Origin of the sequence: Cryobacterium sp. Y82 (genome assembly GCF_002929495.1) — a bacterium.
Lineage (GTDB): Bacteria > Actinomycetota > Actinomycetes > Actinomycetales > Microbacteriaceae > Cryobacterium > Cryobacterium serini.
The window spans coordinates 1-17090 of record NZ_PJJJ01000012.1; the positions used below are offsets into that span (position 1 = coordinate 1).

Annotated in this window: 10 protein-coding genes and 6 pseudogenes; 10 read left to right on the forward strand and 6 right to left on the reverse strand. The window is 60.1% G+C overall.

Annotation, left to right across the window (positions count from 1 at the left end; translation table 11 throughout):
• Positions 1–192: 192 nt before the first annotated feature.
• Positions 193–1538 (reverse strand): annotated as a pseudogene (locus tag CXY70_RS00200) (integrase core domain-containing protein); the annotation flags it as partial.
• A gap of 180 nt (positions 1539–1718) precedes the next feature.
• Positions 1719–2006 carry a transposase gene (locus CXY70_RS00205; protein WP_199183303.1) on the reverse strand — a complete coding sequence of 96 codons (288 nt, stop codon included), beginning with the start codon at positions 2004–2006 and terminating at the stop codon, positions 1719–1721.
• A gap of 710 nt (positions 2007–2716) precedes the next feature.
• Between CXY70_RS00205 and istA the strand changes: the two are divergent.
• The 3 genes and pseudogenes from istA (at position 2717) to CXY70_RS00220 (ending at position 6424) form a co-directional block, all read left to right on the forward strand.
• Positions 2717–4286 (forward strand): annotated as a pseudogene (gene istA, locus CXY70_RS00210) (IS21 family transposase).
• Positions 4283–5035 (forward strand): ATP-binding protein, encoded by a 753-nt coding sequence (locus CXY70_RS00215; RefSeq protein ID WP_104190410.1) that lies wholly within the window; start codon positions 4283–4285, stop codon positions 5033–5035. The pseudogene istA and the gene CXY70_RS00215 overlap by 4 nt, the downstream one beginning before the upstream one ends.
• Before the next feature lie 261 nt (positions 5036–5296).
• Positions 5297–6424 (forward strand): NADH:flavin oxidoreductase/NADH oxidase, encoded by a 1128-nt coding sequence (locus CXY70_RS00220; RefSeq protein WP_104190411.1) that lies wholly within the window; start codon positions 5297–5299, stop codon positions 6422–6424.
• Between the two features lie 122 nt (positions 6425–6546).
• On the opposite strand, the pseudogene CXY70_RS00225 reads toward CXY70_RS00220, so the two are convergent.
• Positions 6547–7047 (reverse strand): annotated as a pseudogene (locus tag CXY70_RS00225) (transposase); the annotation flags it as partial.
• Between the two features lie 11 nt (positions 7048–7058).
• Between CXY70_RS00225 and CXY70_RS00230 the strand changes: the two are divergent.
• From CXY70_RS00230 to CXY70_RS17925, 7 genes and pseudogenes are all read left to right on the forward strand, one after another.
• Positions 7059–8314, forward strand: a pseudogene (locus tag CXY70_RS00230) (IS1380 family transposase).
• A 420-nt stretch (positions 8315–8734) separates the two neighbouring features.
• Positions 8735–9790, forward strand: coding sequence for an Lrp/AsnC family transcriptional regulator (locus CXY70_RS00240; RefSeq protein WP_104190414.1), 1056 nt, complete (start codon positions 8735–8737; stop codon positions 9788–9790).
• A gap of 190 nt (positions 9791–9980) precedes the next feature.
• Positions 9981–10718, forward strand: a complete 738-nt coding sequence (locus tag CXY70_RS00245; protein ID WP_233205639.1) for a polysaccharide deacetylase — start codon at positions 9981–9983, stop codon at positions 10716–10718.
• Positions 10719–10807: 89 nt separating this feature from the next.
• Positions 10808–12139, forward strand: a complete 1332-nt coding sequence (locus tag CXY70_RS00250; protein ID WP_199183304.1) for an MFS transporter — start codon at positions 10808–10810, stop codon at positions 12137–12139.
• On the forward strand, positions 12136–12936 hold the full coding sequence (locus CXY70_RS00255; RefSeq protein WP_104190417.1) for an SDR family NAD(P)-dependent oxidoreductase: 801 nt from the start codon (positions 12136–12138) through the stop codon (positions 12934–12936). The genes CXY70_RS00250 and CXY70_RS00255 overlap by 4 nt, the downstream gene beginning before the upstream one ends.
• Positions 12933–13949, forward strand: coding sequence for a ketopantoate reductase family protein (locus CXY70_RS17920; RefSeq protein ID WP_199183305.1), 1017 nt, complete (start codon positions 12933–12935; stop codon positions 13947–13949). Before CXY70_RS00255 ends, CXY70_RS17920 begins: the two co-directional genes overlap by 4 nt.
• A 251-nt stretch (positions 13950–14200) precedes the next feature.
• Entirely contained in the window at positions 14201–15094 is an 894-nt protein-coding gene (locus tag CXY70_RS17925) for a M20/M25/M40 family metallo-hydrolase (RefSeq protein ID WP_199183306.1), read from the forward strand.
• A gap of 93 nt (positions 15095–15187) precedes the next feature.
• On the opposite strand, the pseudogene CXY70_RS00265 reads toward CXY70_RS17925, so the two are convergent.
• From CXY70_RS00265 to CXY70_RS00275, 3 genes and pseudogenes are all read right to left on the reverse strand, one after another.
• A pseudogene (locus tag CXY70_RS00265) lies at positions 15188–15391 on the reverse strand (IS3 family transposase); the annotation flags it as partial.
• Positions 15392–15398: 7 nt separating this feature from the next.
• Positions 15399–16493, reverse strand: a complete 1095-nt coding sequence (locus tag CXY70_RS00270) for an IS110 family transposase (RefSeq protein ID WP_104190418.1) — start codon at positions 16491–16493, stop codon at positions 15399–15401.
• A 251-nt stretch (positions 16494–16744) separates the two neighbouring features.
• Positions 16745–17020: pseudogene (locus tag CXY70_RS00275) on the reverse strand (DDE-type integrase/transposase/recombinase); the annotation flags it as partial.
• Between the last annotated feature and the right edge of the window lie 70 nt (positions 17021–17090).

A 17090-nucleotide genomic window follows, 5' to 3' on the forward strand; every position in this document is an offset into this window, starting at 1 on the left:
GTACGCCAGCTTCTGCGCTGGGGTGAACGACCTTCGTGAGGTCGGCCCACCAGCTCGGGGTCCGGGACTACTCATAGGACTATCGTCGCGCACGGCGATCACAGACGGGCTGGACATGGTGATGATTCCTGATTCTCGCCCTACGTCACACGGCGGACTTGCTGTTAGCTACTGGCCTCACCCAACCCTGGCACGTAGGGCTTGGATGGAGTATGAGGCAACGTATCGGCCTCGGACGTTTAGCGCGACCATCGGCAGCGGGAATGAGAACACGATCTCAGCGGTGACGGGATCGGTGAGCAAGAACGCGTCGTCGGTGATCGTCCGGTAGAACGTGCGGTCGGCGTACGTCGTCGGCAGGGAGACCTGGTAGCCCTGAAAGTAGACCTGCCGGTTGGCTTTGGTGATCTCCACCAGTGACTGATTCGCTGTTTGCGGCCGCGCGTTGTCGTCGGGCATGACCTGCCCGGTCTTGGAGATCGTCAACGGCGCCCGGTGAAGGTCTGACTGTCGTCGCGAGCGGGCCCGCCGGTACTCCGAGGCTTTTGCTTCCAGCACCGACAGCGGGATCGGCTCGGTCGCTGGCGTGTGCTCAAGCAAGTCCCACGCTGCCCGCGGGGTGGCTTGTTCGAGGNGGTGGCTTGTTCGAGGGCTTGATGCGGCCGGCGATTGTTGTAGTGCTCCCGGAAACGCTGAATCCGGACACGGAGATGCTCGAGAGTGGCCGGCCGATCGGCGTCGAGGAAACGGATCAACGTCTGGTGGGAACGCTCATTCTTGCCCTGTGTGGTGGGCTTGCCCGGCAGCCCGCTGATCGGCATGGTGCCTTTCGATGCCAGAAAGATCTCCACGGAGCCGATCCTGCCTGCGCGCAGCTGGTTGACAGCCATCGAGTTATCCGACAGCACTTCCTGGGGTGCCCCGCATGTGGCGATTGCCCGTTCGAGTACGTCCTTGGCATCAGCACTGTTCTCATGACGCGAATACGCGTCGGAGCCCACGTCGTATCGGCTGGCGTCGTCGAGCAGTTGATATACCGTGACGGTTTGCCCGTTCGCCAGCCGGTACTCGAACGCGTCCAGTTGCCACAGCGACATCGCCGTCGCGCGCACGAACGGGATGTAGGACGACTTCGGTCGCTTCTTTGGTGACGCGTCCACCTGCCCGACGCTGGCCAGAAGACGTGCGATCGTCGCCACCGACGGGACCTTCCCTCCGGGGAACCCGCTGTCCATGGCCGCTTCGTAGTAGATCGAGCGGGGACCATAATCCCAGCCATCAGTCTTGAGCTGTTTGCGGATCTTCACGACCTCATTCACGACGACCTGCCCATAGCGCCGGGCTGGGACCGTCGGGGCGCGGGAGCGGGGGTGCAGCGCAGCAGTAGCCTCGTGGACAGCTCGCCCGCGGATCTTGTAGAACACGCTCCGAGAGATCTTCAGAGAGCGGCAGAACGCGATAATCGATAGCGCGTGAGGCTGGGTCGGGTCGTAATGCATGATCGCGGCGCGAGTCTGGGGTGAAAGAGAATTCGTCATTCCCTGACTATGACCGGCGTAAGTGTCTCCGATGCTGTGAGACATGTTGTCCACGATGTCATGAGATCGTGTGTCCACGATGCGTTGAGACAGGACACACGAAGCCATGAGACCCAGCGTCCACGATGTGCTGAGATCCACTGTCCACGATGTCACGAGGTTACACACCAACAACGTGGACTAGCAGTACCAAAAGCGACTATCCGCCATCTTGGTGCGGGTCCCGTTGCGCACGTTCGTGTCGTCACGCTCGTCCGGGGCACGGTTCTTCTCATGGCCAAGGTGCTCGGTCATTTCTTCGTTCAGCGCCGCTTCCAGAAATGTTTTCGTGAACTGGCCCAGCAGCCCATTCGGACCGTCCAGGGTCAGGCCCTGCTCCTTAGCCAGGCGCACCCATTCCTTCGCCGCCACCGCCTCACGGGTGGGCTCATTTATTGTCTTCTTCGTCACAGCATCAAGTGTCGTCATCACGGCACCTCTCGCGCTGGACCCACGTCCAGCGCGTCAGGTCGGAAACACCCTTTAAGAGACAGTCTCCAGCAGATCACGGAGTGACAATGACTCGTCGAGGCTGCGGTACTGAGGGACGGTTGCCTGCGCTGGCTTGCTGCTTGCGGTCAGGTGTTGCCAAACATGTCGATCGCCGCAGCCCAGGGATAACCCTCGATGGCTTTCTCAAAAGTCGGTGCCCCTACCCGCTCAGCGAACACCTGTTTCGTGGTCATGTCAAATAAGTGCACTGCGCACATATTGGTCGCCGGCTCGATGAAGAACTCCAAGCGCACGGCGTGGTCGTCGATGGATCCAAACTCGACCGCGCCGAATGGCCCGGCCGGCTACGCCATGGAAGTTACGAACTCAGCGCCTCTTTGAGCCAGTTGAGCGTTCATGAGGGCGACGAGTGGTTCTGTGTCCCGGATGGTCACCACGCTCACCTGTTGCCTCTACCTCGGCGACGTCGCCTAACCACCAAGTACACCACTAGGGTCAGGCGGCGCGTCTCCGAGGTGGTCGTGCTGAATATTCGCTCGCCTGGGGGCCAGCGTTATTGATTTTCGGGGCCACTGACCCAAGCGGTGCGTAGCGTCTTCGGGGGCCATCGAATATTTCCGTTAGGGGCCATCTGCTTAGCTCCTTCCGCTGCGTGTATTGGCACGCAGCGGAAGGAGTAATTAGCAATGGTACGAAGGATAAAAGCGAAACGGGTGCTCGAACTCCGCGCCGAGGACATGACCGGGCGCGCGATCGCACTCGCGGAGGGCATGTCGCGCAAGAGTGTGCTGGCGGTGTTTGACGCCGCTGACAAGGCCGGCGTCGGCCGTGAGGGTCACGTTGGCCGCAGCGATGCTGAGGTGTATGCGTTCCTGTTCCCGGGTCGCGGCGAGCATGAAAGCGTGTTCGTGCAGCCCGACTGGGAAGGGATGCACAAAGAGCTCGCCAAGGTCGGGGTGACGCTGAAACTGCTCCATGGCAAGTACGTCGACGGGTGCGCTGTGAAGAAGCAGCCCTCGATGGGTTACGACCGATTTTGCAAGGCATATGTCGCGCATACGTTGATCACGGGAGCGGCGTCCCGGGTCGGTCATAAGGCTGGGCAGACCATCGAAGTCGACTGGTCGGGCCCGACGATGCAGCTCATCGACCCGGTTACGGGAGAGACGTCTCGGGTTATTTGTTCGTGGCGTGTCTGCCGTTTTCCAGGTATGCGTTCGTCGAGCCGGCGTTGGATATGCGCCAAGACACCTGGCTGCTGGCCAACGTGGCGATGTTTGAGTGGTTCGGCGGATCGGTTCCCCGGATTGTACCCGACAACCTAAAAACCGGGGTGATTAAGCACCCTCGCGAGGGCGAGATCGTGTTGAACGATGCCTACCGGGAGCTCGCTGCGCATTATTCAGCGGCGGTGCTCCCCGGCAGAATTCGCCGCCCGAAAGACAAAGCCAGCGTCGAGAACACGGTCTCGCACGTGGCCACCTGGGTGATCGCAGGTTTGCGCAATCGAAGCTTCGGAACCCTCCCCGAATTGCGGATCGCGATCCGGGAGCGCATGGATGCCTATAAACCGGGAACCGTTCCAGAAACGCGCTGGCTCTCGCCTGAGCGTGTTCCAAGCCGAGGAGAAGGCGCTGCTGCGGCCGCTGCCGTCGGTTCCCTACGAGATCAGCAGGTGGATTATGGGGCGCCGGGTTCAAAAGAACGGGCATGTGGTTTGGGAGAAGAATTTCTACTCCGCCCCCTACGCGCAGATCGGGCAGGGCGTGGATCTGCGCCTCACCGCCCAAGTGCTGGAGATTTATCGCAATCATGAGCGACTCACCAGCCACCTCTTATTCGGGGAGCATGTCGTGAACGAATACCGAACGAACGATGCCGACCAGCCTCAGGGCGAGAAGTATCGGGAGTGGGACAGCGTCAGGATCCGGGCGTGGGCGACGCGTGTCGGCCCGAACATGGTGACCGTCGTGAACAGGATCTTCGAGGCGGTGCCCGTGGAGGAGCAAGGCTTTGATGCCGCTCTGGCAGCGCTGCGGCTGAGCCGTCGTTACTCCAGTGAGAGAGTGGAAAGGGCGTGTCAGATCGCGCTTGAAGGGCGTATTCGGTCGCCCCGGTATGCGCACTTGCGGCCGATCCCTGGAGACCGGACAAGACAAGGCACGCACCCGCAGGATTCCTCGCTTCGAACCCACCGAACCTGAATCTGGCGGGTATGTCCGCGGCGCCGACTACTACGCCGGAGGCGCACGATGACCCGGATCGATATTGAGACCAAACGCAAGCTCCGTGAGATGGGCGTGACCACCCTGTTGGACGCGTTCGACGCCCAAGACGACACCCTGACCCTCGGTTTGGCGTTCGAGGAGAAAATCAAACTTGCCGTCGATGACGCCCACGCCACCTTCACCCAAACCAAGGTCGAGGGGCTGATCCGCCGGGCGAACCTCCGGTATCCCAACGCTGACCTGCGGCGCCTGGACCTCGTCGAGGAACGCGGCCTTGACCGGTCTGTGATCGCTGGACTGGGCACGTGCTCGTTCATCGACCGGCAGCAGAACGTCGTGTTCCAGGGATTTACCGGGTCGGGGAAATCGTATCTGGGGTGCGCTCTGGCGAAAGCCGCCTGCCTGCACCGGGTGCGGGCGCACTACATCCGAATGCCGGACCTCGAAGAGGCCTGGCAGCTGGCCCGCGATAAACCCGCCGGGACGACGAAATTCCTGAACAAGTACACCGCATTCACGCTCCTGGTGATCGATGAATGGCTCCTCGACGAACCCGACGAGAGCACCCGCAGCATGCTCTTGGAACTCCTCGAGCGACGCTACGACCAAGCATCAACGGTATTCTGCACCCAATACGCACAAAAAGATTGGCACCAGCGCCTCGGTTCCGGGGTTCACGCCGACGCCATCATGGACCGCATCGTGCACAACACCATCTGGGTCGAGACCGGCGGCCACAACATGCGAGAACACACCGCCGGCCAGGTCACGGTCTAAACCTGTCGCGCTGGTCGAGGGTCACTGGCCCCCGACCACGCGGCAGCCCGGCATCCCCAGGCAATACCAGCGGCCCCCGAAGGCAATATCGGACGGCCCCAAACCCTCAAATACTCACGTGCCGGACACGATCTATGGAAGAGATGTAACTTCGTCGAAGAAATGCTGATGTAAGACACTAGATAGCATCAAGGGAGTAGGACCATGTGTCATGGCTACCGGCCTGACATCCGATTTTTATAACTTGACAGGACCTCCGCCATGCCGAAAACATCACGCGCAGATATCGTTAATGCAGCCATTCTCGATTCGGCTGTTCGGGGTACCCGGCTTGATGAACCGTTGACGTTGCGGGCACTGACGATACCGAACCGGGTGTGGATGTCTGCAATGTGCCAATATTCCGCCGGATCGGACGGGGTGCCTACCGATTGGCACCTGGTTCATTACGGCTCACGGGCAGTCGGCGGGGTCGGTCTCGTCATGGTCGAATCGACCGCCGTGGGTGCGCAGCACAGGATAACGACCGGCGATTTGGGCATGTGGACTGAGGATCAAGTGGTCGCTCATCGTAGAATCACTGAGTTCATTGGTGCGTCTGGCGCGGTATCCGGGGTTCAGCTTCAGGCTGCCGGGCGCAAAGGGGCGTCAATGGTGCCGTGGGAACAGAATGGGCAAAACAGCCAGATTTCAGTCGACGATGGGGGATGGCCGGTGATAGCTCCATCGCCCATCGCGTACGGGGACTTGGCGTCTCCTCGTGAAATGGACGTCACCGACATCGACGAGCTCGTTGTCGCTTTTGCCCGAGCAGCAGAACTCGCGGATCGCGCCGGATACGATCTCGTGGAGATTCACGCGGCGCATGGATATCTGCTGCATCAGTTTCTTTCTCCATTGACGAACCAGCGTGACGACGAATACGGTGGAACGCTGGAGAACCGCATGCGTTTGCCCTTACGGGTGGCGGCCGTGGTGCGCCGTGTTTTCCCCGCGCAGAAGCCGGTCTTCCTGCGCCTCACCGCCACCGATTGGATCGACGGCGGGATTGACATCGATGAAGCTGTCGAATTCGGTCGCCAGCTCGCCGGGATCGGGATCGATCTGCTCGACGTCACCTCGGGCGCTCTGGAACGCAATGCAGAATACCCCAAGCGCCCCGGCCTCAACGTCGAGTTTTCGCGCGTTATCGCAGATGCAACAGGACTGCCGACGGCACCCGTTCAAGGCATCGAGGATTTAGAACTTGTCACCGATATTCTTGCCAGCGGTGACGCGCAGGCCGTTATTATTGGTCGCGCCCTGCTCAGGGATCCGTATTTCTACTTCCGTCTGAACCAATCCGATCCAGAACAAATCTGGCCAAAACAATACAGGCGAGCGTTCTAATATCACGGTCGTCTTTATTGGCAGTGTCTCGTTAACGGTGTTCCCGGTGGTTTTCATTTAGCCAGCGTGAATCCACCGGTCGACCTTGAGGTTTTGACGGCGCGTTAACCGGCTCTTCGCAATTAGGGGTGTAGTCGCGATCGGAATCCGCCCGCTTCAAGGAGCGAGCGGGCTATGTAGTGCGTCAGGTTTCGGAAGCCTAGGGCTGTGCCGCGGAGGTGTTCGAGTCGTCCGTTGATGGCTTCGGTCGGGCCGTTCGAGGATCCCGGTCGGTCGAAGAACGCGAGGATGTCGGAAGCTCGTTGTTTCAGGGTCCGGCCGAGACGGTGCAGCTCCGTCAGGAGCTGCGGGACGTCGTGACTGATCGAGTCGATCACCGCTTCCATCATGGTCTTGCCGGTCTTTCTATTGTCGGTCCGGTAGGCGGCGACGATGCGCTGGTAGATGCCCCAGGTCGCCTGAACCTCCACGTGCGTGTCGCTGTCGAACAGCGCGTTCAGTCGGTCTTGTTGCTTGTCGGTGAGGAGGTCGCGACCGGTGTGCAGGGTTCGGCGGGCTCGATAGAGCGGATCTCCGACATGCCCGCGATGGCCGAGAGTGTGTTGTTGAACGCGTTGTCGGCAGCGATGAGTGGGTGAAATTGCCCGGTTACTTCGGCGCGAACGCCGGCCTGAAAGCGCTGGCACTGGTCGCAGGAATGCTCACCGGCGCCGACTCCATAGACGATATGGCCGGGCTCCGGCACGGCGCCCTCCGGAAATTGTTCACCGGAACCTGTGCGCCCTCGACCCTGGGATCGTTCCTGCGCGCCTTCGCTTTCGGCCATGTCCGCCAGCTCGACGCCGCCGCGTCCCGGTGGCTGCAGAACCTCGCCGCCGTCACGCCGATCGTGACCGGTATCGACGACCTCGCCCTGGTCGATATCGACGACACCATCAGAGAAGTGCACGGCTACAAGAAGCAAGGCGCCGGGTTTGGCTACTCCGGTGTTCGCGGCCTCAACGCCCTGCTCGTCATCGTCAGCACCGGATCCGCCGCTCCGATCATCGTCAGCTCCCGGCCACGAAAAGGCCCCACAAACTCCGCCCGCGGCGCAAAGAAATTCGTCTCCGACACCCTCGCGACCGTGAAACGGCTGCGCAGCCCAACCGCGAAAGGAATGCTGCTCCTACGAGCCGACAGCGCCCACGACGTCAGCGCCGTCATCAAAGCTGCCCTCCGCGCCGGCGCGATGGTTTCGATCACGGCACGCCTGAATTCACTGGTGAAAGCGGGTATCAGCACCATCCCCGAGACCGCCTGGACTACACCAATGCGATCTTCGACGACGCCACCGGGCAGTGGATCTCCGACGCGGAAGTCGCCGAGATCCCCTTCACCGCGTTCGGCTCCAAGAAGAAGAAGAGCGAACAAATCCCTGGACGCCTCGTCGTGCGCCGCATCCCGGAACTGAACAAGACCGTCGCCGCCGGGCAAGGCACCCTTTTCGACCTGTTTCGCTTTCACGCATTCTTCACCACCAGCACACTCAACACCGTTGACGCCGACAAAACCCACCGCCACCACGCGATCATCGAAAATTTGAACGCCGACATGAAAGCGTCGGCGATGGCGCACTTCCCATCCGGCGTATTCACGGCCAACGCCGCCTGGCTCGTCCTGGGCTGCAATACGTTCAATCTCACCCGCGCCGTCGGCACCCTCGCCAGTCCCGCCCTCGGAAAAGCCGTCACCGCGACCGTTCGCCGCAAGCTCATCAACGTCGCCGCCAGAGTATCCACGTCGGCACGACGCGTCACGTTGCACCTACCCAAAAGCTGGCCCTGGGAAGAAGGCTGGACGGCGCTGTTCACCAGCGTTTGCAGCCCGCCCGGCCGCGCCGCCACCTAACCATCCAGCCCGACCGGGCGCAACCAGGAACCCCAGTGGAACACCCAGGCATCGAGGCCCCAAGCTTGACCGCGCCCAAAACTCCGAAAGAGGATCGAGCCCAAATCAAGAATTCTTCAGAGGCCGACCGGTGGATTCAGGCTTAGCTTCAATACCGTTCTGGTTCGTGGCGGGGTTGTGGCCACTGGGCGTGGTGGAGGCGTTTGATGGACCATTTCGAGATCTTGCGTTTGATGACTCGCGGGTTTGATCGTCGTCGACGCGTTCTTCGTGACACTGCGTACTTTGGTCTGAGACGTTGCTGGTGAGCAATCGGTTGGAAACGGAAACTCCGTCTCTTGGGTGAAACCCGTATATAACCAAAAATATTTGATTGAAAATAGACTTTATAATTCTAAAGTTGAGGTATAACGTCGATATATGGAATTTGTCGGAGCGGAGCCGGTACAGCTCACTGCGCTGGATCAGCTCATCGTCCGTGCACTTGCTGCGAACGGTCGCGATTCTTGGGCGACGATCGCTCAAGTTGTAGGATCGTCACCCTCAACTGTTCAACGTCGGTACGCCCGGCTGCACGATATGGGAGCGATTCACGTCGTTGGCGCTGTTGATGCCTCGGCGACGGGCCTCGGAATTGCCACCATGGTACGAATCCAATGTGGGTCGGCGGCCACCGCCTCCGTTGTCGCGACCCTCTCTCGTCGGCCCGAAGTTCGATTCGTCTCCACGCTCACTGGTTCGGCCGACTGCGTTGCAGAGTTCGTTGTACCCAGGCTTGCCGACTTGGAGCGGCTTCTTCAGGAACTTCTCGCAGACCCGTCCATTCGCACGGAAGCGGTCCCGGTCCTCCGAACCTTCACGGTTCCCTTCGATGCCTTCCCTGGAGCGCTCGAAGGAGCGGGAGAGATCGGGTGGAAGGCGGCGACTGAATACACCGGCAATGCGGTTGCCCCCAACCTTGAAGCCATCGAAGGGGTAGTACCTGCGAGAACGCACCTCAATTCGCTGGAGCGCGCCGTGGTCGAGATACTCATCCCGGACGGACGGACGCCTCTTATCGACGTCGCGCGTGCAATAGGCCGAAGCGAGGCGACGACTCGCCGGGTCATCGATGAATTGCTCTATTCGGGGCGGTTGCGGATTGGGCCGTTGCTTGCTCCTCACCTCCTGAGTATTGAGACTGAGCTCATGCTCTGGATTTCCGTGTCTCCTGACCAACTCGGTGCCGCCGCACGGCAGCTCGCTCAGCACTCAGCCGTGCACTATGCCGCGGCTGCGGCTGGTCGGTACAACCTCATCGGCCAAGTGTTTCTTGCTGACTTTGCCGATCTTTATGACTTCACCACACACGTGCTCGGCGCCCTTCCGGGAGTTCGAGAGGTCGATCTCACCATCCAGATGACCACGCATAAGCGGATGTGGACGCCAATCGTCGACAGTCGTTTCGTACCCATATTAAGGAGCTCCAGTGCGTGAAACCACAGAACCCTCTGCCACTGACCTAACCGGACAGCCGTGGACTTGGCCTGAATCTACTTGGCGCGGCGTCGTGGAAAATGTACGCGCTGGCGCCAACTTGCTCCCCGCCGCAGGCCAAACAAGATGGCCCGGGGGGGCTCGCGTCGCCGTTGCGCTTTCCTTCGATTCCGACCACGAGACGCCCTCGTTGCGCGACGGCGAGGTCTCTCCCGGGCGCATGGCGCAAGGGGAATACGGTGCGCGCGTCGGCGTGCCGCGTATCCTTGATCTCCTCACCAAGCACGGAATTTCCGCATCATTCTTCATCCCTGCCGTCTGCGCGCTGCTCCGCCCAGATGAGGCACCGAGATACATCGCGGACGGACACGAAGTTGCCGTGCATGGGTGGATCCACGAGCGCAACACACATCTCAGCTTTGACAACGAGCTCGATCTCCTGGGCCGTGCGATCGCCGTGCTCGAGGGCCAGACCGGTGTTCGGCCGGTGGGAATCCGTACGCCTTCGTGGGACTTCTCCGACTCCACCCTCGATGTCATCCAAGAGCTCGGGTTCGGGTACGACTCGTCGCTTATGGCCGACGATGAACCCTATGAGCTCCTGCACAAGGGAAAACAAACGGGGATTGTGGAGATTCCCGTTGAATGGATCCGGGACGATGCGCCGTATTTGATGATGGATCGATTCTCCGGGCTCCGCCCGTATATGGCACCGCGCGAACTTGGCCGCATCTGGCGCGATGAGTTCGATACGTCATACGCCGAAGGGGGGACCTTCGAGCTGACGATGCACCCACACATCATCGGTCACCGCTCACGAATGTCGATGTTAGACGAGCTTCTCACTTATATCCGAACCTTCCCGGACGTTTGGTTCACCACGCATGCCGGCTTGGCCGCCCACGTGTCCCCCAATATCTTCTCGTGAGGGCAACGACTCGACCTTCTCGAACCTTCTTACGTATGACATTCCACGTCTACGAACACTGACTGACCAATCAAAGGGGAAGTACGCACATGACGAATACCACTATGTCGTCTGGCGCGGCAAGCGCCGACGTTCACCAGACGAAACTCACACCCCGAGGGCGCAAAGCCGTTCTCGCCGGTGCTATCGGCAACACCGTTGAGTGGGTTGACTGGGCGATCTACACCACGTTCTCATCAATCTTTGCTCGCCATTTCTTCCCCGCTGACGACCCAGGGATCGCTTTGTTGGCCACACTCGCAGTGTTCGCGGTCGGCTTCGTGATGCGTCCTGTCGGCGCAGCGGTGATCGGCGCTTTCGCTGACCGGCATGGCCGCAAGAAGGGAATGGTGCTGACAATCGGCATGATGGCAGGCGCCTCCCTCGTAGTGGGCCTCACGCCGGATTTTTCGACCATTGGTATCGCCGCCCCAATCATCTTGCTGATAGCCCGACTAGTTCAGGGCTTCTCGGCGGGGGGCGAGTTCGGATCATCGTCAGCTTTCCTCGTGGAATCAGCCGCACCCAAACGCCGGGCTTTCGCGGGGTCCTGGCAGCAAGTTTCCGTTGGTGCGGGAATCCTGATCGCTTCGGCCATCGGTGCCTTTATTACGGGCACCTTCTCAGCAGAGGCCGTCGACAGCTGGGGCTGGCGTGCCGCATTCATCTTCGGCGCAGCACTCGGAGTTATAGGGTTGTGGCTTCGCGTCTCCGTCGAGGAAACCGATTCGTTCACTAACGCTAAGGCCCGCGCCCAGGCTGTTCCGACTGAGAAGCGTCGCAGTGCGGTTTACACCATGTTCGTCGAGCACCCTAAGGCAACCCTCCGCGTCTTCGGTATTACGATTGCCGGCACACTTCTCTACTACATGTTTGCGTCGTATCTGCCCACCTACGCCGCCGTCACCACTGGTATCCCACTTAGCCAGGCGCTCTTTGCCAATGTGGTTGGCATCGTAATCTTCTTAATTCTCTTGCCGTTTGCTGGCATTTTGTCCGACAAAATCGGGCGTAAGCCCACGATGTCCATGTTCGCGGGCGGTTTCCTCATTTTCGCCTGGCCCGCATTCACTCTTCTCAATGGCAATTTCTGGGTTCTCCTCATTATCCAAATTATCGGGCTGATTCTTCTTCTCGGCTACTCCGCCAACTGCGCCGTGATCATGGCTGAACAGTTCCCGGCGGAAGTACGAGCGACCGGAATCGGCCTCCCGTATGCCCTTGCTGTTGCAATATTCGGAGGAACCGCTCCATACATCACGACTTGGCTGAATCAGAATGAGCTTGGCAGTTTCGTATGGGTCTACTGCGCCGCAGCCGCGCTCATTGGGCTCATCGTATATTTGACGATGCCTGAGACCAAGGGCAAGGTCATCAATTGAACCACGTACTCATCACCGGTGCGGCGAGTGGAATCGGGCTCCAGACCGCTGTCAGGTTTGGTGGCATCGGTGCCACAGTAACCCTTGTCGACTATCGAACCGACGCACTCGCCGCCGCAGCTAGGGTTGTTCGCGAGGCCGGCGCAGCAGGAGTCGTGACAATCACAGAAGATTTACAGGATGCAGACGCCCCGCGCCGCACGGTCGACGCTGCCTGGACGCGTTCACCCGTCGACATCCTGGTGAACTCAGCAGGGATCTATCCAGCGCTTCCGTTTCTCGACCTGACACCCAGCACGTGGGATGCCGTCCAAAACATCAACGTGCGTGCTCCGCTCCTAGCGACGGTCGCTCTGGCAAATGCCGTGATCGACGCGAAATCCACAGCATCCATAGTCAATATCTCCTCGGGAGCGGCACTACGGGCCCGTCCCGGCGCTGCCGCGTACAGCACATCTAAGAGCGCGCTCGAGATGATGACGCGGGCATCGGCGCTTGAACTTGGTCCACATGGAATTAGAGTCAACGCCGTCGCGCCAGGCTTCATCGCCGTAGCCAGCGACGTTAACCCAGTCACAACGGAGTATGCAGCAGCCGTCTCGGGTAACCCGCTCGGCCGAGACGGTACGCCGGACGACATTGCCCGGGCGGTCGTCTGGATTTCCGGATCCGAAGCGGGTTGGGTCACCGGAACAATCCTGCGAATCGACGGTGGATCGTCGACTGGCGCGCACAACCTGCCCCTGAGCTGGACCACGGTCGACTTTACTTACCCACGAGAGGAACAAGACGTATGAATAACCTCCCCTACACGATCATCGGAGCAGGCGCTATAGGCGGAACCATTGCCGTTCATCTTCATGCCAAAGGTATCCCGGTCCAGCTCATCGACGCCGATCTTGGTCACGTCGAAGCAATCCGGCAAAACGGGATCACGCTTCTCACGCCTGGTGGAAGGCTCGTCGCACGCATTCCCGTGTTCACCCTGGACGATGCACCTACGAGAATAACGCGCGTCCTTCTCGCGGTTAAAGCGCAGGCCACCCCGGCGGCGATGGCCTGGATCACACCACGGTTGACCGCGGACGGTTTCGTTGCTTCGATGCAAAATGGTCTCAACGAGGAAACGATCGCCTACTTCATCGGAGTAGACCGGACTGTGACCGCCTTTGTTGATCTCTTTGCCGATGTAATCGAACCTGGAGTTATCAAAGACGGAGGCCACGGGGGAATAGCGATCGGAGAATATGCCGGCGGTACGAGTGACCGAGTTCGGGCGCTTGCCGACGATCTAGCACACTGGGGGCGACCGATTATCTCGGATAACGTCGAGGGTTTCTTGTGGGCCAAGCTCGCCTTCGGAGCCATGCTCGTCACCACCGCTCTGGCCGACCAGGACATGAGTGTCCTCATCGACCGCCACCGCCCGACCATGAACGCCCTCGCCGCTGAGGTCATCGCCGTCGCAGACCATCGTCAGCTACAGCTCGAAGGATTCGATGCGTTCGACCCCGCCGCCTTCAGGCTCGGAGTCGACCCGGACGTGAATGCAAGAGCAATCGATAGTCTCGTTGCTTGGCTGGCAACCCAAACCAAAACACGGTCAGGCATCTGGCGAGACATCGCCGTCCGCAAACGCCCGACGGAAGTCCACGCGCAATATGAAATTGTACTGGCTGCCGCAGCTGAAGCCAACATCGAAGTCCCATACCTGCACGCGATGGTTAACCACATCGGACAGCTAGAACGCGGAGAAATAGAGATGAATGAAATTCTGCTGAACCAGCTCGACCCTGCGGTGACACGGTGACACGCGACCGCGCGCATGACTGGATCGACACGAATAGATCCAATCTAGTCGACGACCTGGCGGAGTACATCGATCACGAGACACCCTCCGATGATCCGGAACTGCTGCAACAAGGGTTGACATGGATCGAGGGGTGGCTGACTGCGCTGATTGGAGCTCCCGTCGAACGCCAGGCATTCTCAACGTCAGGGTTCGGAGATACAGTCGTATGGGATCTGCCCCCTACTGGGGGGTCGCACAAATCCGTCAGCGTGCTGTGCCACTACGACACCGTATGGGACGCTGGCACGCTAACGAATTGGCCAGTCGCCATCGATGGCGATCGTCTCACGGGACCCGGCGCCTTCGACATGAAGGGTGGCCTCATCCAGTTTGCTTGGGCCGTCGCTGCCCTCAAAGCATGTGGACTACCCAACCCGGCAATCCGACTCGTGCTGAACGGTGATGAGGAGGTTGGTAGCCCCTCGTCGCGTCAGATCATCGAAAGAGCCGTCTCCGGCGGCGGGCCCGTGCTCGTTTTCGAGTCGGCCGCGAACGGCGCAGTCAAAACTGCCCGCAAGGGCGTCGGTATCTTCACAATCGACGTCACGGGGATTGAAGCGCACGCCGGATTGGATCCGCTCGCCGGCACAAGCGCGATTGATGAGATCGCGCGAATAGTCTTGAAGCTTCATTCAGCCAGTGACCACGCCCTCGGAACGACACTGAATGTGGGAACCATCTCGGGCGGCAGCCGCACAAACGTAACGGCGGGTCACGCTACCGCCGAGTTAGATGTGAGGGTCACATCAAATTCAGAAGCAAACAGGATCGACGCTGTTCTCGGCGGGCTCACTACGGCAGATTCGCGGGCAACCGTCGCCATCACAGGCGGCTGGAATCGTCCGGTCATGGAGCGAAGCGCAGCAACGGGCGAGCTATTTAAGGTCGCATACTCCATCGCCGCGGTTCTCGGGTTCGAGTTGCGTGAGGTATCGGTTGGCGGAGCTAGTGATGGAAACTTCGCGGCAGCGCTCGGACTTCCGGTACTTGACGGCTTAGGACCGGTCGGATCAGGGGCCCACGCGCGCCATGAATGGATCAGTATCGACGGAATGGTAGAGCGTACCGCTCTTGCAGCGGGGCTTCTCGTTGCGCTTGCCTGATGCTTCCTGATTCCGTGAGGAACATGTGTCGGTCACGTCCCGCTGAGTGTGACCTGCCGCGGGTATTTCGGACAGCGGAATTAGTGGATTCTTCTACGCTGCTAATGCTGGCTGCTGATAACCGTAGTGGACTTCGTTGGGCCGGCGATAACCGAGCGCGGAGTGCCGGCGTCGCCTGTTGTAAAACCCTTCGATGTATCGGATGACGTCGCTGCGAGCTTGTGATTTCGTGGCGTAGGCGGTGCGGTAAACACGTTCGTTCTTGAGCATCGAGAAGAAGCTCTCGGACATGCTGTTGATGCCCCTATGGTGTCAAATCGACCAGTGTTCGGTGTTTGGGCTGGTCAGGGATAGTTTTGATGATGGTGAATATTGCGCGGGCGATGTAACGTTTCAAGCAGCGGATGACATCTCGTTTGCTTTTGCCTTTCTCGGTACGGTTTTTCAGGTATTCCTGGGTGCGTGGGTCCCATCGAAGTCGGGTGAGCACGATGCGATAGAGGGCGGCGTTGGCTTGTCGGTTGCCGCCCCGGTTGAGTCGACGTTTCGTTGTTTGCCCGGATGAGAACTCGACCGGGCTCACCCCGCACAGGGCCGCGAAGGATGCCTCGTTCGTCATCCGTTCCGGGTTGTCACCGACAGCGATGATCAGCGCTGCAGCACTGTCGTAGCCGATACCGGATCGTTGGAGGAGTTCTGGTACGCAGGCCGTGACTGTCTGCGTCATGACTGTTTTCAGGCGGGTGAGTTCGTCGGTGAGGTAGCTGATCCGGTGGGCAAGTTCTGCCATCAGCATCCGCTCGACACTGGTGGGCAGCATGACCGCACAAGCCCGGGTGAGAGCTTTCGTGGTCAGCCCTCGTAGCTCGTCTCGCAGACCGGGTTCAGCGCCCACGACGAGTCCTTTGAGTTGGTTGATCGCGGTCGTGCGTGCTTTCACCGCTGAGGACTTCACTAACCGCATCTGGCGAAGGTTCTCGCTTCCTCCGATACCGTCCTTCGGGGTCGATAACGAGCGACCCGCGAGCACTGCGCGTCCGGCAGCTTCGGCATCGACTGCGTCTGTTTTCCCCGCTTTTCGCCGTAACGCACGATCGGGTTGGTTGACCTCGAAGACCAGCACATGTTGTGTGTGGAGGTATTTCATCAACGCTGAACCGTATGAGCCGGTGCACTCGATTCCCGCCGCGCTCACCTCACCGAAACGGTAAGCCCACAACAAGAGAGCCTGATAGCCGGCACTGGTGGTTGCGAAACTGTGGGTTGCTAGAAGCACCCCAGCCATCGTGAGGACGGCTCCGACGTGAACATCTTTATGCGTATCGACGCCGAGGATTACTCCTTCGCCGTGGAATACCCCATGAGGTTTGCGAGGGCGCTTTAAAACGGGGGCGGGCATTTAGTTGGCCTTTCATTCGCTGTTCTATCGAAGGCGGTTCCGCGAAGAAAGTCAGTCAGGACTGTGACGATACACACGGGCAGGGAACACCCGGGGCAAGGCCCCTATTGGGACATGGCTTAGCAGGCGGAACCCTGCTCCAGACTGGGCCGAGGTCGACAGATCAACACAAGGACACGCCACGGTTGAGCGGCGGTCAATCCCAACACGGGTCAAGCCGCGACCAAGCCTGGTGAGCTGATCGTGTCACAGTCCCACCGCCCGCCGGTGCGGCCCATCGAGGAGCGCATCCCCAGGCCGGTCACCAGTGCCCGAAATTCGGCCGAGGTGTAGACGCTGCCCCTGTCGGAGTGCCAGATCGCGTCCGGCTCGCTCAGGGTCGTCGCGGCGGCGTTGCGGAGGGCGTCGGCGACGAGTTCGGTGCGCATGTGGTCGGCGATGGACCAGCCAACGACCTTCTTCGAATAGCAGTCGATGACGGTGGCCAGGTAGATGAACCCTTGCCAGGTGTGGATGTAGGTGATGTCCTATGCCGACCTTGGGGCTATGCCGATGTTGGTTGTAATGGTGCTGGTCAGATTTGATTTTCGGGGTTGA